Annotated in this window: 20 protein-coding genes and 1 pseudogene; 6 read left to right on the top strand and 15 right to left on the bottom strand. The window is 42.4% G+C overall.

Going from position 1 to position 21,461, the window contains the following annotated elements; translation table 11 throughout:
• Window positions 1-77: 77 nt before the first annotated feature.
• From HDCHBGLK_RS04690 to HDCHBGLK_RS04715, 6 genes are all read left to right on the top strand, one after another.
• Complete coding sequence (locus tag HDCHBGLK_RS04690; protein WP_004606560.1) at window positions 78-1,676, top strand: ABC transporter substrate-binding protein; 1,599 nt, start codon at window positions 78-80, stop codon at window positions 1,674-1,676.
• A gap of 108 nt (window positions 1,677-1,784) precedes the next feature.
• Window positions 1,785-2,750, top strand: coding sequence for an ABC transporter permease (locus HDCHBGLK_RS04695; RefSeq protein ID WP_039909632.1), 966 nt, complete (start codon window positions 1,785-1,787; stop codon window positions 2,748-2,750).
• Window positions 2,740-3,657, top strand: a complete 918-nt coding sequence (locus HDCHBGLK_RS04700; RefSeq protein WP_009248336.1) for an ABC transporter permease — start codon at window positions 2,740-2,742, stop codon at window positions 3,655-3,657. Before HDCHBGLK_RS04695 ends, HDCHBGLK_RS04700 begins: the two co-directional genes overlap by 11 nt.
• A gap of 18 nt (window positions 3,658-3,675) precedes the next feature.
• Window positions 3,676-4,686: an ABC transporter ATP-binding protein gene (locus tag HDCHBGLK_RS04705; RefSeq protein ID WP_004606563.1), complete on the top strand. Its 1,011-nt coding sequence runs from the start codon at window positions 3,676-3,678 to the stop codon at window positions 4,684-4,686.
• A complete protein-coding gene (locus HDCHBGLK_RS04710) occupies window positions 4,673-5,638 on the top strand; it encodes an ABC transporter ATP-binding protein (RefSeq protein WP_004606564.1) in 966 nt (321 codons plus the stop codon). The genes HDCHBGLK_RS04705 and HDCHBGLK_RS04710 overlap by 14 nt, the downstream gene beginning before the upstream one ends.
• 17 nt (window positions 5,639-5,655) lie before the next feature.
• Entirely contained in the window at window positions 5,656-6,870 is a 1,215-nt protein-coding gene (locus HDCHBGLK_RS04715; RefSeq protein WP_039909633.1) for a MalY/PatB family protein, read from the top strand.
• A 173-nt stretch (window positions 6,871-7,043) separates the two neighbouring features.
• Here HDCHBGLK_RS04715 and HDCHBGLK_RS04720 read toward each other — a convergent pair whose 3' ends face one another.
• From HDCHBGLK_RS04720 to HDCHBGLK_RS04790, 15 genes and pseudogenes are all read right to left on the bottom strand, one after another.
• A complete protein-coding gene (locus HDCHBGLK_RS04720; protein ID WP_004606566.1) occupies window positions 7,044-7,850 on the bottom strand; it encodes an energy-coupling factor ABC transporter ATP-binding protein in 807 nt (268 codons plus the stop codon).
• Window positions 7,838-8,707, bottom strand: coding sequence for an energy-coupling factor ABC transporter ATP-binding protein (locus tag HDCHBGLK_RS04725; protein WP_004606567.1), 870 nt, complete (start codon window positions 8,705-8,707; stop codon window positions 7,838-7,840). The genes HDCHBGLK_RS04720 and HDCHBGLK_RS04725 overlap by 13 nt, the downstream gene beginning before the upstream one ends.
• Window positions 8,695-9,450 carry an energy-coupling factor transporter transmembrane component T gene (locus HDCHBGLK_RS04730; protein ID WP_004606568.1) on the bottom strand — a complete coding sequence of 252 codons (756 nt, stop codon included), beginning with the start codon at window positions 9,448-9,450 and terminating at the stop codon, window positions 8,695-8,697. Before HDCHBGLK_RS04730 ends, HDCHBGLK_RS04725 begins: the two co-directional genes overlap by 13 nt.
• Window positions 9,451-9,464: 14 nt before the next feature.
• Window positions 9,465-10,064 carry an ECF transporter S component gene (locus HDCHBGLK_RS04735; RefSeq protein WP_004606569.1) on the bottom strand — a complete coding sequence of 200 codons (600 nt, stop codon included), beginning with the start codon at window positions 10,062-10,064 and terminating at the stop codon, window positions 9,465-9,467.
• Window positions 10,065-10,082: 18 nt separating this feature from the next.
• Window positions 10,083-11,039 carry a nucleoside hydrolase gene (locus HDCHBGLK_RS04740; protein ID WP_004606570.1) on the bottom strand — a complete coding sequence of 319 codons (957 nt, stop codon included), beginning with the start codon at window positions 11,037-11,039 and terminating at the stop codon, window positions 10,083-10,085.
• Between the two features lie 26 nt (window positions 11,040-11,065).
• Window positions 11,066-12,043 (bottom strand): ribokinase, encoded by a 978-nt coding sequence (rbsK, locus tag HDCHBGLK_RS04745; protein ID WP_004606571.1) that lies wholly within the window; start codon window positions 12,041-12,043, stop codon window positions 11,066-11,068.
• Complete coding sequence (locus HDCHBGLK_RS04750) at window positions 12,009-13,910, bottom strand: PfkB family carbohydrate kinase (protein ID WP_004606572.1); 1,902 nt, start codon at window positions 13,908-13,910, stop codon at window positions 12,009-12,011. Before HDCHBGLK_RS04750 ends, rbsK begins: the two co-directional genes overlap by 35 nt.
• Window positions 13,911-14,495: 585 nt before the next feature.
• A complete protein-coding gene (locus tag HDCHBGLK_RS19250) occupies window positions 14,496-14,636 on the bottom strand; it encodes a hypothetical protein (RefSeq protein WP_004606574.1) in 141 nt (46 codons plus the stop codon).
• A 216-nt stretch (window positions 14,637-14,852) separates the two neighbouring features.
• Window positions 14,853-15,632 (bottom strand): NifB/NifX family molybdenum-iron cluster-binding protein, encoded by a 780-nt coding sequence (locus tag HDCHBGLK_RS04760; RefSeq protein WP_004606575.1) that lies wholly within the window; start codon window positions 15,630-15,632, stop codon window positions 14,853-14,855.
• Window positions 15,633-15,721: 89 nt separating this feature from the next.
• Window positions 15,722-17,032: pseudogene (locus HDCHBGLK_RS04765) on the bottom strand (ATP-dependent nuclease); the annotation flags it as partial.
• Window positions 16,993-17,277 carry a hypothetical protein gene (locus HDCHBGLK_RS04770; RefSeq protein ID WP_004606577.1) on the bottom strand — a complete coding sequence of 95 codons (285 nt, stop codon included), beginning with the start codon at window positions 17,275-17,277 and terminating at the stop codon, window positions 16,993-16,995. The pseudogene HDCHBGLK_RS04765 and the gene HDCHBGLK_RS04770, both read right to left, overlap by 40 nt.
• A gap of 21 nt (window positions 17,278-17,298) precedes the next feature.
• Window positions 17,299-17,835 carry an anaerobic ribonucleoside-triphosphate reductase activating protein gene (nrdG, locus tag HDCHBGLK_RS04775; RefSeq protein ID WP_004606578.1) on the bottom strand — a complete coding sequence of 179 codons (537 nt, stop codon included), beginning with the start codon at window positions 17,833-17,835 and terminating at the stop codon, window positions 17,299-17,301.
• Between the two features lie 69 nt (window positions 17,836-17,904).
• Window positions 17,905-20,094, bottom strand: coding sequence for an anaerobic ribonucleoside-triphosphate reductase (gene nrdD, locus HDCHBGLK_RS04780; RefSeq protein ID WP_004606579.1), 2,190 nt, complete (start codon window positions 20,092-20,094; stop codon window positions 17,905-17,907).
• Between the two features lie 154 nt (window positions 20,095-20,248).
• A complete protein-coding gene (locus HDCHBGLK_RS04785) occupies window positions 20,249-21,076 on the bottom strand; it encodes a Cof-type HAD-IIB family hydrolase (RefSeq protein WP_004606580.1) in 828 nt (275 codons plus the stop codon).
• A gap of 167 nt (window positions 21,077-21,243) precedes the next feature.
• Window positions 21,244-21,438: a hypothetical protein gene (locus tag HDCHBGLK_RS04790; RefSeq protein ID WP_004606581.1), complete on the bottom strand. Its 195-nt coding sequence runs from the start codon at window positions 21,436-21,438 to the stop codon at window positions 21,244-21,246.
• Between the last annotated feature and the right edge of the window lie 23 nt (window positions 21,439-21,461).

A 21,461-nucleotide genomic window follows, 5' to 3' on the forward strand; every position in this document is an offset into this window, starting at 1 on the left:
CCATTCAAGATCACATCATTATTTAAAATTGGTTTATCACCGTAGAGAAATTCTTCAGATAAAAAAGGAGGACACGTATGAAAAAAAGATTTTTGAGCATTCTTTTGGCTTCTATTTTGGCAGTAGGCGCATTAACCGGTTGTGGAAATAGCAACGAGAAGAATGACGCCAAAAAGCAGGAAACTGAAAACTCATCAGGAAAGGGCACATTTACGATTGCAATGGGGTATAAACCGAATTCGCTTCAACCGAGCGCGCAAAGCAGCGATGATCTGGTCAGTGCAATCCGGCCTATTTATGAACCTTTATTTGCTGAAACAAAAGAGGGACTTGAGTATTATCTGGCAGATAGTTTAGATATTTCTGATGATGGGTTGACTTATACAATTCATATCAACGATGATGCGAATTGGAGTGATGGAAAACCAATTACCGTTCAGGATATCATGTTCACAATTGATTATGGTGTATTAACATATGGAGGGCCGACCTCATTTACACAAATCAATGGTAAAGAAGTAAAATTTACTAAGAAAGATGATAAAACTTTAGATATTGTCTTGCCGGAAGTTTATGACAACTATGTAAGAACGCTTGCACAGTTTTATCCAATGCCTTCGCACGCATTTGATAATGATCCATCTAAAATAGATAATAGTGACTATTTCAAGAAAACAGATATGGCAACTTCAGGTGCATATACAGTTAGTGAGATCAATGAAGATAGTTTTGTGTTTAAAGCAAGAGATGATTACTATAGAGGAACACCGACTGTCAAAACCGTGATCATGAAGACTATCGGAAGCGGAAGTACAAAACAGATTGAATTTGAAAATGGACAGATTGATTATATGCGAGTGACATCAGCAGAGGATTTGAAAAAATATAAAGAGGCAAGTGATAAATATAACTTGTACAGTGTTTCTGAAGCGCGTCTTAATTATATTCAGCTAAATCCAAATGGTTCGGTTATGTCCACATTATCCGATGATGCAAGAAAAGCAATTTTCATGGCATTGAATAAAGAAGAAATTGTTGATTTCGCATGGGGGTCGGATGAACTTGCCGTCCCGGCAAACAGTTTGCTGACGCCGGATCAATCTCTTTATAATAAAGATTGCAAAGGGTATGATTATAATTTGGAAGAAGCGAAGAAACTGGCTGAATCATCTGGTCTTAAAGGCAAAACATTGACTTATATCTATAATGCCGACAGAGCAAATATGGAAGCAGTGGCAACAGTTGTCCAGCAACAGTTGGCTGCAATCGGAGTAAATGTAGAAATTGAAGGCTGTGATACATCAACGTTTTTCCCGCGGTTCTTTACGAAAGCAGACAGTGAACTGGCACCAACATGGGATATCGGCTCGAATGGCTGGGATTCGCAGAGAGGAACAAACTGTGGTCAGTCGATCAGTTATTTCACAAATCGTCTTGCGGACTGCGGATTTAGTGATGAAGTATCTGGTCTTGCACAGCAGGCATTAGGTACTGTGGATGCAGATGAAAAACAGGAACTTTGGAATGAAATTCAGGATAAAGCATTGGAAGAGTGTTGGGAATATCCATTAACCTATACGAACTATGTTATGGTTTCTCAGAAAAATGTGTCCGGATTAAGTGATTCTACAGTTATCCCGGAATTTATTGATTACTTATCTATTCAGGTAGATTAGCAATTGCATGAATCCTGATAGAGATTTATAATAAGGTGAAAGAATGTGGTGTACTCAGCAATGAGAACCACATTCTTTCTAATTTTCATTTTTATGGAGAAAATTAGTATGTGGAAATTTTGTATGAAAAAGACATTGCGAGTTGTGGTAGTTATGTTTTTGATATCATTTCTTTCCTTTGCAGTTATTTATTTTGCCCCGGGAGATATATCATCTATGTATATTACGCCGGAAATGAGTAAAGAGCAGAAAGCAAATATTATGGCGGAACTCGGGTTGGATAAAAGTATGATTGAACAGTATATGTCTTGGGCAGAACGAGCGATACATGGTGATTTGGGGATGTCGTTATCTAATAAATCATCTGTTTGGCCCCAGATTCAGCAACGTCTTCCTGCAACCATATTATTGATGGGTTGTTCTATGATTTTGTCACTGTTACTTGCAATACCGCTTGGGCTATGGGCAGGTTTAAAAAAGAATACCTGGATTGATAATTTATTCAGTTCCCTCACCTATATGGGAATTTCTATTCCATCTTTCTGGTTTGGAATGCTGTTAATAATATTATTTTCTTCGGTATTAAAACTGCTTCCTTCATCGGGGATGCATACTGTAGGCAATGTATCGGCTTTTGATACATTCAAACATTTGATATTGCCTTGTATTACGCTGAGTATCGGACACCTGGCTATCTATATCCGTTATATTAGGGCAAACGCAATCGGACAGCTTAGTGAGGAATACGTATTGACAGCTGAAGCAAAAGGAGATTCTCAGATGAAAATTCTTTTTAAACATGTGTTGAAAAATACACTTCTTCCAATTATTACTCTAATGGGTATGAATCTGTCCTCACTAGTGTGTGGTTCCTTTATTGTGGAGAGTGTGTTTGGCTGGCCTGGAGTAGGAACACTTGCTATGACTGCAATTAACTCACGGGACTATCCAATTATAATGGCCTATGTTATGTTATCGGGATTTTTACTGGTGTTAGGTAATTTCCTTGCAGATTTATTATATGCATTTGTAGATCCCAGAATTAAACGGGGAGGTGTTGAAAGTGGAAGATAAAAGGGAAATAACAGAAGAGTTATTCGAAAACTATAAAGTCAATACTTCTGTTCAATGTACGGTCAAATATCAGAGCGTATGGCAAAATATTGTTAAAGAACTGCGTTCTAATAAAGTAGCAATGGTCAGTTTAGTATTGTTGCTGTTACTTCTTATTGTTGTATTATTGGCGCCGCTAAGTCCGTATGATCCTTATAAGCTTGGTGTATCACAAAAGCTTCAGGGAATTTCAACAAAGCATTGGTTTGGAACAGATGAATATGGCAGGGACTATTTTACTCGAACATTGTATGGTGGAAGAGTATCGCTTACCGTTGGATTCCTGTCCATGATTATGACTGTTGTTATAGGTACATCCATAGGTGTTTTATCAGGTTATGTTGGTGGAAAGATCGATGCATTTCTTATGAGTTTTACTGATATTTTTCTGGCTCTTCCTAGTATGCTATTAATGGTAATACTTAACACTTTTCTTAAACCTGGACTTGCCACACTTATTGTAGTATTAAGCTTGTTTTCATGGGCATCAGTGGCAAGGATAACAAGAGCAGAAACAATGTCGTTGAAGGAAAGAGATTTTGTAGTTGCTTCAAGAAATCTGGGTGCATCTAACATATATGTAATTATTTACCATATTATTCCCAATATTGTCGGTCCGGTTATTGTAGCTGCTAGTCTCAGTGTAGCAAGTGCAATTCTTACGGAATCGTCTCTGAGTTTTTTAGGGTTAGGCGTGCAGATCCCTCGTGCTTCATGGGGCAGTATGCTGCAAGGAGCCCAGGCACATATTCTGGATTATCCTTTATTAGCTGTATTTCCGGGAGTCATGATTCTGATCACAGTGCTCAGTTTTAATCTTCTTGGAGATATCTTGAGAAATGCATTAGAACCTAAGATAGTAAATTAGATAAGGGCGGGAAAGGAAATGAATAGGTTATTAGAGGTAAGGCATGTTGCTGTTGCTTATCAGACATATAATGGAACAGTACAGTCAGTAAGAGATATTTCTTTTGCAATGGAAAAAGGACAGACCATAGCACTGGTAGGGGAATCCGGGTGCGGAAAATCTGTTACGGCTAAAAGTATTATGGGACTGGTTAAAAAACCTGGAAGAATATTAGAAGGAAGCGAAATATTATTTAATGGAATCGACGTTTTGAAGTTTTCTCCAGAGGAATGGAAGAAGTTTCGAGGAAAAGAATGTTCTATGATTTTCCAGGACGCTTTGGTGTCGCTGAATCCTACAATGAAAATAGGGAAACAGATTATTGAAAGTTTAGATAATCATATGACGGCAGAAACAAAAGAAGACAAGAAAAAAATGGCAGTAGAGATGTTGAAGCAAACAGGAATTCCTGATGCGGAGAGCTGTTTGAAAAAGTACCCGCATGAATTGTCCGGGGGAATGCGTCAGAGAGTTATGATCGCAATGGCACTAATAACGCGGCCGAAGCTATTGATTGCGGATGAACCGACAACATCACTTGATGTGACAATACAGGCACAAATTCTAAAGCAGATGAAGGAACTGCAGAATCAGATGAATATGGCAATATTGTTAATTACGCATGATTTAGGTATTGTGGCTGATGTTACAGATAAAATCATCGTAATGTATGCCGGAAAAATTGTAGAAGAGGGGCTCTGCCGGGAAATCTTTTATAATCCCATACACCCTTATACCAAAGCACTTCTGGAATCTGTACCAAGATTAGACAGAGAAGGAAAACAGACGCTGAGAACCATTGAAGGAAGCATTCCGGATATGACACAACCGCCCAAAGGCTGCGCATTTTGTGATCGATGTAGTTATACTATGAAAGTCTGTGCTGAATATATGCCCGATGAAAAGCAGGTATCAGATTCGCACAAGGCATCATGCTGGTTAATGGATGAGCGTGCAGGAAGGAGGGGTAAGACTAATGGAGAATCGTAGAAAAGTGCTTGAAGTAAAAAATTTGAAAAAGTATTATCCTGCAGGCAATAAATTACAGTTGAAAGCAGTTGATGATGTTTCGTTTGATATATATGAGGGCGAAACTCTGGGTATCGTGGGCGAGTCGGGGTGCGGCAAAACAACATGTGGAAAAACGTGTTTGGGTATGGTAGATAAAAGCGGTGGAGAAGTGTTATTTCACGGGAAAGATGTGCATTCTATGAGTTCAAAAGAGCATTTTGAGTTTACAAAAAAGGTGCAGATGATTTTTCAGGATCCTTATTCATCTTTAGATCCCCACCAGAAGGTATATGATATCATTGCTGAAGGTATCCGGATCCATAGAATTGCGAAAAACAAAAATGTTGAACAGAAAATGGTGGCTGACCTTTTGGAGATGGTAGGACTAAATGCGGAACATGCTTCCCGGAATGTGCATGAATTTTCCGGCGGACAAAGACAAAGAATCGGAATAGCAAGAGCATTGTCGGTAAATCCGGAATTTATCTTTTGTGACGAACCGATTTCGGCTTTGGATGTATCTATTCAGGCACAGATCGTTAATCTTCTGATGAAGTTACAACAGATGCGAGGACTTACGATGCTTTTCATAGCACATGATCTTTCTATAGTGAAACATATTTCTGATCGGATTGGTGTAATGTATCTGGGAAAAATGGTAGAGATTACCGGATCCGATAATCTATATTCTAATCCGAGACATCCATATACACAGGCGCTTTTATCAGCCGTTCCAATAGCGGATCCTGATGTGTCTGCTGAGAGAGATAGAATCATGTTAACCGGGGATGTGCCAAGTCCGGTGAATCCACCGGAAGGTTGCAGGTTTGCAGGAAGATGTAATAAATGTAAAGATGTTTGTAAAAAAGTGGAGCCAAAGATGCTGGAAGTAGCACCGGGGAGTTTTGTGGCTTGTCATTTATATAATTGAGAAAGAAGGAAAGTGATATGAAATACGATTTTACGACTATTATTAATCGACAGGGAAAGGATGCAATGGCAGTGGATGCACCAGGTAAATTTCCGAGTTTTCCTCTTCCGGAGGACGGCTTTGATTTTATTCCTATGTGGGTCGCGGATATGAACTTCGCGACAGCTCCTACAGTACAGTCTTCTATTGCTGAAAGACTGACACATCCACTGTATGGTTATTTTATTACAAGAGACGAGTATTACCAGTCAATCATTAACTGGCACGAAACAAGGCATCAGGTGACTGGACTTAGAAAGGAATGCATAGGATATGAAAATGGCGTTCTGGGCGGCCTGCTCTCTGCTCTCAATGCATTTGCCAGTCCTGGGGATAGCGTTCTTGTGCATAGCCCAACTTACATCGGGTTTACAGGAAGTATTGGCGGTGCCGGTTATAAGATTGTCCACAGTGAACTGAAAAGGGATGAAGAAGGAATCTGGAGAATGGATTATAAAGATATGGATGAAAAAATTAAGAAGCATAAGATTCATGTAGCCGTCTTCTGTAATCCGCATAACCCAACTGGAAGAGTCTGGACGCTTGAAGAACTGGAAAAAGCGATGAAGGTGTATCAGGATAATGATTGTGTTGTTATATCTGATGAAATCTGGTCTGATATCATATTGAATGGAAATCATCATATTCCACTTCAATCTATCAGCGAAGATGCAAGGAAACGAACCATTGCGCTTTATGCACCTAGCAAGACATTTAATCTGGCCGGTTTGATTGGAAGTTATCATATAATTTTCGATTCGTATCTGCGCGATCGTGTTAGAGCCTGCAGCAGTAAATCTCATTATAATTCTATGAACGTGTTGTCTATGTATGCGTTAATGGGAGCATACAAGCCAGAAGGAATGGAGTGGGTTGATGAGTTGTGTGAAGTATTATCAAATAATGTCAATTATGCATATAATTTTATTAACACACATTTTGAAGGGATATCACTTTCTAAGCCACAGGGGACATATATGTTATTCCTTGATTGTACCGACTGGTGTGAAAAAACCGGGAAAACGGTTGACAAGCTATTGAAGGCAGGATACCGTGTGGGTGTTGGCTGGCAGGATGGCAGACCGTTTCATGGGAAAAATGCAATTCGAATGAACCTTGCACTTCCTTTTTCGAAAGTTCAGGAAGCGTTTGACAGATTGGAGCGATACGTTTTTAATAGTGTAATTGAATAGTTATTACTTTTGCGTTCCTTATTGAACTGATTGTAATAATTTACTCCAAGATCCTTGAAAACTACGTAAGCGCCAAATATACCTGCGGATTAGAAAATCCGCAGGTATATTTGGCGCTTACTTTACAATCATGTGTCTGAAACTTTCTAATTGTCTCAGTAATACAATACTATTTATATCTTCTTGGCAAAATATTGAATCAATTCATCCTGTGTCACAATATCTTCTCGTATTCCAAGCTGTTTTGCCAGGCTGCTGATATATGGTTTTTTCAGCATACTTTCTTCCAATAAGCTTTCGTCCTGAAAGATCTCTTTTACCTGCCCTTCCTTCAAAAGATTTTTATGAGCCATTACAAAAACCTTTTCAAAATTATTCACGACAAATTCCATGTCATGCGTGATCGTAACAATCGTCGCTCCTTTTTTACTCAGTTCTTCCAGAATCTCCTCCAAACGCCGGATACCATATAAATCCTGCCCGGCTGTCGGTTCATCCAAAACAAGTATTTTCTCGTCCATAGCGAGTACAGATGCTATTGTAACAAACTTTCTGATTGACAACGGAAGATTATACGGATTTTCTTCCATATGCTCTGACAAACCACAAAGTCTTGCCGCCCATTCTGCCTTTTCCTTTATCTTCACCGCATCAAATCCCAAGACCTCTGGCCCAAACTCAATTTCTGCCCTCACTGTATTATGGAAAATCTGTTCATCTGGATTTTGGAATACATATCCTGTTATCCTGGAAAGCTGCGCTGTCGTATATTCTTTTGTATCCTTTCCATCTATGATGACAGCACCTTCTGTGGGCTTCAAAAGTCCATTCATCATTTTAACCGTCGTCGTCTTTCCGGCTCCATTCTGTCCTACAATCGCAATCCTGGCTCCTAAAGGAATGTCAAATCCTACATGTTCAACGGCAGAAAATCCGTTTGGATATTGAAAACTTACATTTTTAAATTCTATGATCCCCATTGAGACTCTCCTTTTCTGCCTAATTTTCTAAGTCGCTCTGCCATTTCATCTGCAGTAACGATCTTTTCTTTTATAGGAATCCCTTGCCTGCGCATGTTTTCTGCTAAAAGAACCGTCTGCGGAAGCATAATCCCGTGCCCCTGTAATTCTATCTCTGATAAAATCTCGTGTTTTTCTCCCGCGCGGATCAATCTTCCATCGCTTAATATCAATATTTCATCACTGTATTTGGCAACCAATTCCATCTTATGTTCTACCAATATGATCGTCTTTCCCATTTCCTTCATCTTGCTGATGATGTCAAAAACCCTTTCTGTTTCTCTTGGATCCAGCTGGGAAGTCGGTTCATCAATCACAAAAACATCCGGTTCCAAAACCAGTACTGATGCCAGGGCAACTCTTTGCTGTTGCCCTCCAGACAGTTCGAATGGATTCTTTTCCTTTAAATAAGTAATATTAGTCAACTCCATGACATCATCTACACGTTGACGGATCTCGGCTGCCGGAACCCCGAAATTTTCCAGTCCATAAGCAATCTCTCCATAGACAGTATCTCTTGCGCCTGTAATCTGGTTAAACGGATTCTGAAAAACATATCCAATTTTGGAAGCCAATTCTCCCATTTCATATTCATTCAGATTTTTACCGTCAAAAACAACTTCTCCTTCCATCTCTCCTTGGTAGAAGTTTGGTATAAATCCTCTTAAAATATTGCAAAGAGTCGTCTTTCCGCTTCCATTTGCTCCAAGGATCGCATAAAACTTCCCTTTTTCCAACACCGCGCTGATATCCTGAACACTGGGTTCTTGCGCTAAAGGATAGGTGTATGTCACGTTTTTCAGTTCTATATAACCCATAACATGATCCTCCCTGCTATCGCCGCGATAAATAATATGGTAATAAGCACAATTGCTGTTGTATCTGCCGGCGTCTTTTCAATATCTTCCAAATGCGTAGGCTTGATTTTAGAGGAAAACCCTCTGGCTTCCAAGGTCAGCGCCCGTTCCTCTGTCCCTGCTATCGAACTCAATACTAATGGAATAATCGTAGGGATGAACACCTTCGCACGGACAATGATATTTCCTTCTGTTTCCACACCTCTTGCCTTCTGAGCGTTCATGATCGTCTGGGATTTTTTCTTTAAAACCGGAACCATCTGTAAAGTCGACAGCACTACATAAGATGCTTTGGGGCTCATTCCCTGCTTTTCTAATGCCATCACAAAATCTTTTTCTTTTGTAACTGCGAAAAACCAGATCAGGCTGCCGCCTACACACATCAGTGTAAATCCAAGTTTTAAAGCGAATAGCAATCCTTCCCATTTAGCATCAAATATCCAAAAAGAGAACATTACTCTTCCACTTGGATAAAATAATGTCTGTATGATAAGAAGGATAATAAACAGCACCCCTACGGAATTCCGTACTCGCCGTATAAAAACCAGCCACACGCCGCTAACTCCCGCCAAGATATTGATCAGCACAAAACAAATGACTTTGCTGAGGATTCCAGGCATTGCGACAGAAATAATGACCAGAACAACCGACAGATAAAACTTTGTCAGAGGATATAAAGAAACCATTTTATTCTTTTGATTCATGCGTATTCTCCTCGCTATTTTGCTCCTGATTTTTTAATAAATTTCTCCCCGAACCTGTATTTTACCAATGAACGTTCTGGAATTGCTTTTATGATAAGGTATGCCACAAAAACAGAGATTAATTTTCCCACACTTTCTGTAATTATGTATACGGAAAATACAGACTGTAAAATCTCTCTTCCAGTAGCCATCAAGCCCGCTGCTAGCATGGAAGCTCCTCCGCCGGTTGCTCCTCCGAAGAAAAATACGGTTATCGGTGTTGCTGTAATTGTTCCAACCAGTGCTAGTATAATGCCTGAAATAATCAATTTCCAGATCTTTGTCATCATGTTATATTTAGAGAGCAGCCCGGAAGCAACTCCAATAAAGAGTGCACAGAACGCATACGGAATCCAGGTCGGATCAAATATACCATTGATAAGGTTCGTCAAAACTCCTGTCACGGCTGCCGGAATCGGACCTGCCAAGGCTCCTACTAAAATAACGCCTATCATGTCCAGATCTACCGGCAATTTTAATATGGAAGTCATCTGACCGCCAACAATATTAATTGCAATTGCTACAGGTATCAATAAGATCACCATTAACGAAAACTTTTCATTTGCCTTATTCATCTCTTTTTCCTCCTCAAATCAGCGTATTTCTGTGATATCTTCTCCAAAAACAGTTTTAAAAAATAAACGATAAAATTCTTCTACATCCACCTCATAAGCATACAGAGCATTGCAGTCCCCATTGTTCCAATGTCCGTTAATATCTACAATCGACTGCCCTTTTGCAATCCCTTTTGTCACCACATCTATATATGCCGGTTTCAGTTTCAAGATGGAAGGCTCTATGAAATATGCCACTGTCAGCACATCATGCATCGGAGAAACTGCCTTCCTTCGGGATCTCCAGTTATCATCAAGTCCTTCTTTTGTAATGTTATATACAAAAGTAGAAAGCCGGGTATCCAATATCCGTAAAATTTCCCGCATATTGCAATCCATTGCAATCTTATTTGTAACATCCAGTCCGATCATAACGACTTCTTTGATACCGGCCTGCAATACTTCGTGAGCCGCCTGAGAATCTGCCCAAAAATTATATTCTGCCACAGGCGACATATTACCTGTGTATTTGGAACCTCCCATAATAATCAAACGTTTCAAGTTCCCGGCAAATTCCTTGGATCTTCGAATCGCTTTTGCTACATTCGTACATGGTCCAATTGCAAAAAGTGTAATCTCCCCCGGATGGTCATTGACATACTCTACCAGAAAATCTACCGCATGCATGCGTTCTTCTATTTTGTCAGAAAGAATGGTATCTGCATAACCACCCAGCCCATCATCTCCAAATGCGCTGACCGTGTGCGGAATCTTTTCGTCTAACGCTGCCCCTGAACCGCGGTATAAGGGAATGTCCTTTCGTCCGCACAGCGAAAGGATATTACACCCGTTCCTGGTTGTTGTATCCAATGCACCGTTTCCTGTCACAGAGCATACCGCCTTTAGATCAATTTTTTCCGAATGCAGTGCTAAAATAATTGCCAGCGCATCATCACTTCCCGGATCACAATCAATAATGATTTGTTCTTTTTCCATGCTCTTTCTCTCCTTCCTTCTTCCTTTTACCCTCTGTCTGCTTCTGCCCTTGTCGGTATGGAAGTCTGAGCTCCTTTTCTTGTCACCGCGATGGCGGATACCTTTTGTGCAAACTGTATTGCTTCCCGGCTGTTCTTCCCTTCGCTCAAAGCCAGCGCAAACGCTGCCGTAAAACTGTCTCCCGCCGCCGTAGTATCCACTGCCCTGACCTTCTTTGCCGGGAAGAATTCCTCTCCATCTTCCGTTACCAGAAGGCATCCCTTGCTTCCCAGAGTGACAATTACATTTTTAACGCCCCTTTCAAGCATGTTTCTGGCTCCCACAGTAACCTGCTCCTGGGATTGTATCTTGATGCCCGTCAGTATCTCTAGTTCTGTTTCATTCGGTTTCATATAATCCACCCCTTGAAAGAAACTATCCGGCAGATTTGATACAGCAGGCGCCGGATCAATGATGACCAACTTCCCAAGCTTAGATGCCAGATCTTTGACATATTCCACTGTTTCCACAGGAATCTCCATCTGCATGATGATAATGTCGCTTTCCTTAAGCTTTTTTATATGCTTTTGTATCATCTCCTTTGTGACCATGCCGTTTGTCCCTGCAATAATGATGATTGCATTTTCTCCGTTGTCATCCACAGTGATGAATGCCTGTCCAGACATCTCGTTTTCGAGAACTTCGATCCCAGACGTATCCACATGCACGCATTCCAGGTTCTGCTTCAAGGCCCGTCCGCAGGCATCGTTTCCAACCGCCCCGATCATACCAACGTTTCCGCCCAGTTTTCCGGCGGCATAAGCCTGATTCGCACCTTTACCGCCTAGAACATTCGTAATGCTCTTTCCGGTAATCGTCTCGCCTGCTTTCGGCATATGAGGAGTTTCCACAACCAAATCCATATTCAGGCTTCCGATCACAAGAATCTTTTTCTTAAATTCCATTTGCTCCACTTCCTTTTCCTCTTTCCTAAATGTTGTATCCCGAATAGATCTCGTCTTCATAGATATCGACCGCCTTTCGGTCCGGAAGCGCCGGCTGTACTCCGTATCTGGTGACCGTGATGCCGGATGCATAGAGCGCAAACCCGATCGCCTGCATCAGGTTTTTTCCTTCACTTAGATACACTGCAAGAGCACTGATAAAGGAATCTGCACCCCCCGTCGTATCTACAGGCTCAAACCCTGTACCTTTAAAATATTCAGATCGGTCTTTGTTCGACAGATAACAACCATTTGCTCCTAATGTTACAATAATGTTGCCAATCCCCTTCTTTTCAAGAACCGATGCCTTTTCTTCCACGCTCCCCTCCCCGGGTACCAAAACATTCAATTCATTTTCATTTGGCACCATATAAGCAATATCTGCAAATAAATCTTCCTTTATCTTTTTGGATCCTGACGGCTTTAAAATGACCTCCGTGCCGTTGCACCTGCAAATCTTGATCGTATATTCTACAATCTTTTCAGGTATCTCCGTAGAGAGCAGACAATATTTTGCACTCTGGAACAAATATTGGCATTGATTGATCTGATTCACGCTTAAACTCCGATTTGCTCCCGGATATACAACAATAGTACTCTCTCCATTTTGATCCACATTGATATACGCCTTTCCGCTGGGCAGGGAGGTATCAAAGATCACACCATCCATATGCACATGATTCTCCATCAGGCTAGTATAGAGTTGTTTCCCGTCCATGTCATTTCCCAGACATCCAATCATATAGACCTGCCCCCCCAGTTTTCCGGCGCCTACCGCCTGATTCCCACCTTTTCCTCCCGGAAAAGCAAATACCCTCCTAGCAAGCTGCGTCTCTCCGTTGACCGGAATCTTGGATACTTCTATGGTAATATCCATGTTCATACTCCCTACCACGACGATCTTTTCTCCTTGCTTTTCTTGGGGCGGAGGCAGGATGCTATTCCTCTCAATGAGAGATGGGGGAAAACGCCGCATCAATTCAATCTGTTTTTTCTCCCTGACCATTCCAATCAGGCACTCCACTGCAACCCGGCTCATATGCGCCGCCGGAAGTTCGACTGCTGTTATACCACAGCCCAGGATCTCCAGGAGACTGCCGTCTCCAATGACGATCATAGACAAGGAATCCGGGATTACGGCTCTGGTTCGCTCCATGAGTTTCCATACGCAGCAGGCGATCTCCTGCGACCCGCAGATTACCGCCGTGACGCTCCCGTCCAGACACTGGCGGATAGCGTATTTTTCAATCTCCTTCATCGAACTGCCTCGGTAAGTCCATACCGGCTGTATCAGATAATTCTGATTCTGCATTGCCTGCCGATAGCCTTCTAATATAGTCTCGTCCCGCTCATCAATAATACAAGCAATCTTCTGATGCCCTGCTTCCATCAGCCTTTCTGTCGCCATTCTTCCCGCTTCCGATAAACTGTAGTAAAAGGCTGCCTTTTGCTTTTCATCTAACTCTTTCGTCTGGTTCAGATAAATCGATGTAGATTCTAACCTGCCGCAGGAAACCCATCGCTTTGAATCTATCAAAATTCCGGATATCTGCTTTCTTTCTATTTCCTCCACACAGGCAGGGATCTCTTCTTCGTTCTGCGCATAACTGACTACCAGGCTGTATCCTTCTTCCCCAGCAGCCTTTTCTGTACTTAGCACAATGGTCTCTCGTTCTCTATGATCCTTTTTTATCACCAGACCGATCAGATGATTTTTTAGTCCTTCCTTCTCTAGGAATTTGGAATACGGCACATAATGTTCTTCTTCAATAACCTGTAGTACTTTTTTCTTTGTCTTTTCACTAATATCATGGTCTTTGCCATTCATTACTTTGGAAACCGTTGAAGCAGATACACCGGCAAGCCTTGCAATATCTAGTATATTCATTTAGCCTCCCTCCTGAATATTTCATGCACATCTTAGCATTTTATTAATTTGTAATCAATATTTTAAAATTACGAAACTATTTTCCGACATTTTATACAGTTTATACCGTTTACTAAATATATTTCGTATCGTATTTTCTGCAAATTTCTACAAGGATTATTTTACCAGAAACAGAACTCTGCTGTTTTTTCCTTCACATAGATTAGTACTTTCATCAGTAAGCAACCTTTTCTTTCTGTGTGCCGGATCTATCTCTAACTCTTGGAATTTTATTCTTTTTACTGTATTTATAATATGGATATACCTTTTTCTTATACTTATATCGTTTAAAAAAGAACCAAACCATAAGCCTGGGTCTAATGCATAACAAAACGCATCAGACTTAGTTGTATACCATGGTTTCAATCATTGATGAGATTTATATTGAAGATTTTTGAAATCAAATAGAGATGACAAAAACATATTAATTTAAAGATATGCTTTGGCTGTCAGCTGGAGAAGTATGAAAAAAGAATATTTTAAGACGTAGCAAAACTGACGTAAGTTCAAACTTACGCAAATCAGACAAGATGAAGTTCCTGTAACTCATGCAATTTGCTTCAATGTTTTCAGTTTGCGGTAGGACTGACCGGAACGGGTAGCGATTACTGCGACCGCAACTGCCAGCAGGCTGATGTGAGCAAGGGTATTTAAGTTCGTGACAGAGCCTTTGTTGCTTACCCACATTCGTTTCTGTCTGGTATTTTTGAACCGGAAGCTATAACGCTCACATTCCGTTCGAAGTGAATAATTGTTTTTAAAGTATCCAGCCTGCTAAAAAAAGTGCGCACGATGCCTTGACGGGCAAGAACCAGTACTTGAAATTTCATGATATCGGAAAGCAACCCTTTTTTCCATAATAATTTCCCACTAACGTAGTCACGGTTGACAGAGCACCCCGTTCTACTCGCAGTGATGTCCGCATTTGCCATGTCCATGTCCACCGCAGTCTCCATGGCTGTGGTCATGATGCGTGCACATCGTGTCCGGATCATAGTTTAAGGTTCCGGCCAGATAAGACTCTACCTGCGCGTCTGCGTCTCCCTGCGCTCCGGGGAATAGTTTGATGCCTGCCTCTGCCAGCGCATTCCTTGCGCCGCCGCCGATACCGCCGCAGATCAGCACGTCAATATCGCCATTTGCCAGGAATCCGGCTAATGCGCCATGGCCCTGCCCATTGGTATCTACAACTTGGCTTCCCGTAATCTTTCCCGCCTCGACATCATATACCTTAAACTGTTCCGTATGTCCGAAATGCTGAAATACCTGCCCATTTTCATAAGTTACTGCTATCTTCATATGTCTTCTCTCCTTTCCCATACCTGGGGTTTCTGAATGACATGCTGCCAATCCGTTTAAAGAACAGTCAGAAGTCTTTTCTTTCACTGCTGCCCTATGACTTAATTCATAGTCTCCGCCCTCGATCTGAAGACTGATTCCTTCCACAAGGAATCTTGCCAGTTTCTTACGTGCTTCTGCATACAGCATCTGCACCGTCGCTCTGCTTACTTCCATCTGCCTTGCGCACTCTTCCTGAGTATAGGCCATATAGTCAATCAGGCGGATGCATTCGTACTCTTCCACCTTCATATTGATTCCATATTCTGTCTCAGTCCCTCTGGAAATAAAATGGCTGTTCTGCGGCATCTTTAAGACTCGCTTTTTTTTCCCTGTTCTTGGCATTCGCCCTCTCCTTTATTAGCATATGTCAATATAATCATTATATGCATATAATTAGCATATGTCAATAATAAATGTAATGAGAGCAGGAATTAGCGCTTCTTGCTTTCAAAATATATAAACCTCTCGATGGAGTCCAGTATATCCTTGAAATCTTCTCTTGGCGCCAGATCAATATACCTTTTCAGGATCTCTTCTTCATTTCCTTTATATTTTCCATAGAAAATATCATAGAGGTTATGCCCGCGCATATAGATCTTGATTTCTTCCATGTGGCTTTTAATATCCTGTATCGTCAACAGATCCTTTCCAAGAATCTCCAAAAGTTTTTTCCCGCTTTTCATTCTATGCAGATATTCCTTCCATTTTTCAAAGAGAGTCTCATAAAAGGCTTCTTCAGACTTTATGATCCCAAGTTTTTCCATCACCAGCGGGTTCAGGAAATAATTTTCAAAGGAATAATATTTCAGCACCAGCACGTTTCTCCTCGTTACCCGGGGCAGCCGGTCGATATCTTCCGCATTCCTCTCTTCATAATATTTGCACAGCTGATTCTTCAGCATATCGCTGTCCTTGCCATCCCCATCCCGTATCATCAGAAAATTATCCTTCAGATAGATCTGGTTCATATACTTTAAGTTGGCATACGTCTTAATATTCGTGCAGCTGTTGGTGGTAATGATGGCAATCCTTGACAGGTTCCCCTCTTCATCATACGTCTCCGAGTAATATTTCTTGATCAGCAGCGGAAGGCGGCTCTTATCCTGCTTTCCCTCCACGATAAACACAAAGTTTACATTCATCAGGTCGTTGGCCGAATATCCCAGATCATCCAGAACCGCGCTGATATCCGTCTTCTCACAGACCTGGGAATATCCATCCTCGCCAAGTACGACCTGCCGGATCTGGCGGTTATTAAAATTAGCCAGGAGATTGGGGGAATGTGTGGAAAATATTACCTGGCTCCTCCTGGAGAGACGATATAGTATCTCGCCTGAGACTTTCTGAAGCTTGGGATGCAGGAATATCTCCGGATCTTCCGCCATGATCACATCCCCTGCCTGCCCTTTTTGATCCTCGTAGGTCTCCAGAAGAGACAGCATATAGATGCTTCGCATTCCCTTGCCCATACAGTTTACCGGCCTACGCCTGTTCTGCTTCTCATTGTACATTTCCGCCGTAACGGAAAGCATCTTCTCTATATCCCGGTTCATAGAATATAGAATCCTGTCTCTGCCCCCGTTTTTGCGGAAATTCTCATTGACACTCTGGGAAAATGCATCCAGGTTTAACTGATACAGTTTATAATCCAGCAGCTTGGCGGCTTCAAATGCATTCAGTTCCTCTGTCGTCTTCTGATGAATCAGTCCAATGCAGGAAAAGCAATGGTTGCATTCTTTGGCCTCCCATTCCAGACTATTTGTAGGAAACCACCTGGATTCCCATATCTTGCGCCATTTAATTCCTGCCTTATAAACTTTAAAGTTTCCAGAATGTTCTTATCGTCCGTGTTTACTCCATGGATAGCAGGAATTTTAATTACCATTGGTATATGAAGCCCCGCCACACTGGATGCAATGGATATCTTCCACTTCTTCATAATCGAAATAGCCGCAGGTCTCCAGCGCGACTGATATTCCCATGTCATAAAAGGTCCCTTCCAGTTCTCTTAGGAATTCCGTCTGTGCGGCGGCCTCCCCGCCAGAGAATATAACGCCTCCTCCTTCCCAAGTTCTATGATCCTCTGGTTCCGGCTTCCCCGGAAGACCAGCGTCACATCTTTCTCCTCTTCGATAAATTCTCCGTCCACCAGCACATCGATATAAGAAAGCATCTCCTCCGTCACTTCCGTGTACACCTTGCCCCCTTTGGACAGGTCCACGTCATACAGATAGCCTGTGTAGCACCATATATCCTTGTCAGGGTAGGTTTCCCGCACTCTTTTAAGCAGCCCTGCCAGTTCCTCCTGGTTCTCCGGCTCAAATGGCTCCCCGCCAAGAAGCGTAAGCCCCTGAATATAAGAAGGCGCAAGAAGACGGATGATCTCATCTTCCGTCTCCTTCGTATAAGGCTTCCCATAACCAAAGTCCCATGTCTCTTTATTAAAGCATCCCTTGCAATGGTGCCGGCATCCCGACACGAACAGGCTGACCCGGACCCCCGGGCCGTCTGCGATATCGCATTCTTTTATATTTCCATAATTCATATTGATACACCTATTCCCACATAATGATTGCAGCCTGTATCTTTATGCCTATACTTTTTAGGCTTCTTCCTACAGATGGAGCACTCTGTCTTTAATCTCCTGGGTGCGTCCCTGATTCCAGAACTGGGTTCCGATATAGCCGCAGGTCCTGCGGGCTACGAACATCTTATTCTGATCGCGGTTCCCGCAGTTCGGGCACTCCCATACGAGTTTCCCGGACTCTTCCTCCGTAATCTTGATCTCTCCGTCATAGCCGCAGCATTCGCAGTAATCACTCTTCGTATTTAATTCGGCATACATAATATTATTATAAATGAACTGCATCACCGACAGCACGGCAGGAATATTATTCTGCATGTTTGGCACTTCGATATAACTGATAGCGCCTCCTGGAGACAGCTTCTGGAAGTCCGCCTCGAATTTCAGTTTCTTGAACGCGTCAATCTCTTCCGATACATGTACATGATAACTGTTTGTAATATAATTTTTATCGGTGACTCCCTCTATCATCCCGAATCTCTTCTGCAGGCACTTGGAGAACTTGTAGGTGGTAGACTCCATCGGCGTTCCATATACGGAGTAGCTGATATTCTCCGCTTCCTTCCACTCCTTGCATTTATCGTTCAGCCTCTGCATAACCTTCAAGGCAAATGGCCTGGCCTGCGGATCTGTATGAGACTTGCCCACCATGCGCATGCACATCTCATATAGCCCGGCATAGCCCAGGGAAATCGTAGAGTATCCGTTAAACAGCAGCCGGTCGATCTTCTCGCCCTTCTTAAGCCGTGCCAGCGCGCCATTCTGCCACAGGATAGGCGCAACGTCCGATATCGTTCCAAGAAGACGTTCATGCCTGCACCGTAACGCGCGGTGGCAAAGTTCCAGACGCTCGTCCAGAATCTCCCAGAACTTGTCCATATCTCCCTCGGCAGAGCATGCCACATCCACCAGATTGATAGTTACCACGCCCTGATTGAAACGGCCGTAGAACTTATGGCTTCCATCCTCATTTCGCTGGGAATCCTCCACCGTCAGGAAGGATCGGCATCCCATACATGGATATACATCTCCCTGCTTCAGTTCTTTCATGATTTTTGCGGAAATATAATCCGGAACCATTCGTTTTGCCGTACATTTTGCGGCAAGCTCCGTCAGATACCAATATTTGGAATCTTCTGTAATATTATCTTCATCCAATACATAGATCAGTTTCGGGAATGCCGGGGTAATCCACACGCCCTTTTCGTTCTTCACGCCCTGCATTCTCTGAACCATGACTTCTTCTATAATCATAGCCAGGTCTTCCCGGATCTGGCCATCCTCTACCTCATCCAGATACATGAATACAGTCACAAATGGAGCCTGTCCGTTACAGGTCATCAAGGTAATCAATTGATACTGGATGGTCTGGATTCCGCTTCTTACTTCATCCCGAAGCCTTCGCTCCGTCACCTTTGCAATGATCTCCGCATCCAGCGCCTCGCCGCATTCTTTGCGCTCCTCGATTACATTATTGCGGATCTTCTGACGGCTGATGTCTACAAAGGGCGCCAGATGCGCCAAAGTAAATGACTGGCCGCCGTACTGGTTGCTGGCAACCTGTGCCACGATCTGCGTCGTAACGTTGCACGCCGTAAAGAAGCTGTGGGGCTTCTCAATCAGCGTCTCGCTGATGACCGTTCCGTTCTGCAGCATATCCTCCAAGTTGATCAGGTCGCAGTTATGTTCCTTCTGTGCAAAATAATCGGAGTCGTGAAAATGAATGATCCCCTCTTCATGAGCACGGACGATTTCTTCCGGAAGCAGCACGCGTTTGGACAAGTCCTTGCTTACCTCGCCGGCCATATAGTCACGCTGGGTTGAATTAATAACCGGATTCTTATTGGAGTTTTCCTGGTTCACTTCTTCGTTAATATGCTCAAGGAGAGATAATATTCCATTATCCGTGGTATTGGACTTTCTGGTCAATTCCCTTTTATAACGGTAGCGCACGTATTTTTGCGCAACCTCATATCCCCGCATCTCCATGATGCCGGTCTCCACCATATCCTGGATATCCTCTACATTCACCGCATGGGGAATCTCTTCTACCCGGTGTGCAATATTGTCTGCAATCGCGTTTATCTGGTATTCATTCATCTGGTGGAGGCGGTCTACCTCTTTGTTCGCCTTGCGGATAGCGTTAATAATTTTTTCAAGATCAAAGGAAACTTCCTCTCCGCTTCTCTTGATTACGTTAGTCTTTACTTCAATACTCATGATGATTCCTCTCCTATATCCACTAAATGTTGGTTCGCTCTAACTATTCTCATACAATATCTAGCACCATATAATATAATACTGCAAAATCAACATAAAAGAAAGAGGAAATTTTTAATATACAATATTTACTTTATCTTTACCGTTTTGTGCACTATTTCTTTTCATCTATCAGGCCCAGGTGGACAAAGGCTTTCCAAAGGCCATCCTCATCTATGGAATCTGCGATATAATCTGCAGCCTCTCTGGCTTTTGCAGTACCATTTCCCATCGCCACTCCGATGCCTGCATACCGGATCATCTCCAGGTCATTGTCATTGTCGCCTATGGCAATAGAATCTTCTCTTGTATAGTCCCCGGCCAGAAGAATCTGCCGGATGCCCTCCGACTTATTAATATAATCCGGCGTAATCTCGCCGGCCCACTTTTCTTCATATGGCACGCTCAGGTTTACGATATGGAAAGAATACCCCCATTTAGCAAGAATATCCTCTCCGGACATCCGATTGCTGAATACCACCATTTTCTCCACCTCAGGAACATCCAGCACGGAGTCTATCGGCACCGGCGGCTTTACTCCTTTTTTCGCCACCTCCGGGTTCTCATACATCCTCTCCCTGATTGCCAGATATGCTTCCATGTCCTGGCTTAGAACATAACTTTCTCTTCCCGTTTCAATCTCAACCACGCACTGGTGCAGCAGCAAGTCATTCATCAGCTCGATATAGGCTAGCTGGGTAAAGTATCTGTGGCTGATGCATTCCCCTTCATACTCCACATATCCCCCTGAACTTGATATAATCCCGTCAAATCCAATATCCAGGATCTCTTTGTCTATACGCGTATATGTGCGTCCTGTACTAATGCATACCTTGTGTCCATTTTCTCGGGCCATATGAATCGCTTTTATTGCGGAATCGGGAATTATGCCGTCAAAGTCCCTGATCGTCCCGTCAATATTCAGAAATACTATTTTCCCCATAAATACTTTCCTTTCTCAGTTTGGCAACGATTCTTCCTAGTTTTATGCTATTTCTATGTTACCACATATTTTGATTCTGCAATACCAGTAAGTGAGTTTTTACCCAAACTATTTTTAAATAAGTATAATGGGAGACTGCAGATCACGGACGTTGGCTGAATTTTCTGTTATATCTCCATTACTTCTTTTAATCGTTTCAAATCTTTGTCCAAATGCTGATACATGTCCACATAGAATGGATACAGTCTATCGTACGCTTCCACCCATTCATCCACAGGCTGGATGATCTCATTCACCTTTACAATCTGCTCTACTGCCTTGGTCAGATCCGGGAACACTCCAACTTTATGGCCTACGATCAAAGCATCTCCAACCGGAACATCGC

The sequence above is a fragment of the [Clostridium] scindens ATCC 35704 genome, assembly GCF_004295125.1.
GTDB classification, from domain to species: domain Bacteria; phylum Bacillota; class Clostridia; order Lachnospirales; family Lachnospiraceae; genus Clostridium_AP; species Clostridium_AP scindens.

Coding starts and splice junctions, on each gene's coding strand:
- HDCHBGLK_RS04690 (WP_004606560.1), top strand. CDS start 78: ATGAAAAAAAGATTTTTGAGCATTCTTTTGGCTTCTATTTTGGCAGTA.
- HDCHBGLK_RS04695 (WP_039909632.1), top strand. CDS start 1,785: ATGTGGAAATTTTGTATGAAAAAGACATTGCGAGTTGTGGTAGTTATG.
- HDCHBGLK_RS04705 (WP_004606563.1), top strand. CDS start 3,676: ATGAATAGGTTATTAGAGGTAAGGCATGTTGCTGTTGCTTATCAGACA.
- HDCHBGLK_RS04710 (WP_004606564.1), top strand. CDS start 4,673: ATGGAGAATCGTAGAAAAGTGCTTGAAGTAAAAAATTTGAAAAAGTAT.
- HDCHBGLK_RS04715 (WP_039909633.1), top strand. CDS start 5,656: ATGAAATACGATTTTACGACTATTATTAATCGACAGGGAAAGGATGCA.
- HDCHBGLK_RS04720 (WP_004606566.1), bottom strand. CDS start 7,850: ATGGGGATCATAGAATTTAAAAATGTAAGTTTTCAATATCCAAACGGA.
- HDCHBGLK_RS04725 (WP_004606567.1), bottom strand. CDS start 8,707: ATGGGTTATATAGAACTGAAAAACGTGACATACACCTATCCTTTAGCG.
- HDCHBGLK_RS04730 (WP_004606568.1), bottom strand. CDS start 9,450: ATGAATCAAAAGAATAAAATGGTTTCTTTATATCCTCTGACAAAGTTT.
- HDCHBGLK_RS04735 (WP_004606569.1), bottom strand. CDS start 10,064: ATGAATAAGGCAAATGAAAAGTTTTCGTTAATGGTGATCTTATTGATA.
- HDCHBGLK_RS04740 (WP_004606570.1), bottom strand. CDS start 11,039: ATGGAAAAAGAACAAATCATTATTGATTGTGATCCGGGAAGTGATGAT.
- rbsK (WP_004606571.1), bottom strand. CDS start 12,043: ATGAAGACGAGATCTATTCGGGATACAACATTTAGGAAAGAGGAAAAG.
- HDCHBGLK_RS04750 (WP_004606572.1), bottom strand. CDS start 13,910: ATGAATATACTAGATATTGCAAGGCTTGCCGGTGTATCTGCTTCAACG.
- HDCHBGLK_RS19250 (WP_004606574.1), bottom strand. CDS start 14,636: ATGTGGGTAAGCAACAAAGGCTCTGTCACGAACTTAAATACCCTTGCT.
- HDCHBGLK_RS04760 (WP_004606575.1), bottom strand. CDS start 15,632: ATGCCAAGAACAGGGAAAAAAAAGCGAGTCTTAAAGATGCCGCAGAAC.
- HDCHBGLK_RS04770 (WP_004606577.1), bottom strand. CDS start 17,277: ATGACATGGGAATATCAGTCGCGCTGGAGACCTGCGGCTATTTCGATT.
- nrdG (WP_004606578.1), bottom strand. CDS start 17,835: ATGAATTATGGAAATATAAAAGAATGCGATATCGCAGACGGCCCGGGG.
- nrdD (WP_004606579.1), bottom strand. CDS start 20,094: ATGAGTATTGAAGTAAAGACTAACGTAATCAAGAGAAGCGGAGAGGAA.
- HDCHBGLK_RS04785 (WP_004606580.1), bottom strand. CDS start 21,076: ATGGGGAAAATAGTATTTCTGAATATTGACGGGACGATCAGGGACTTT.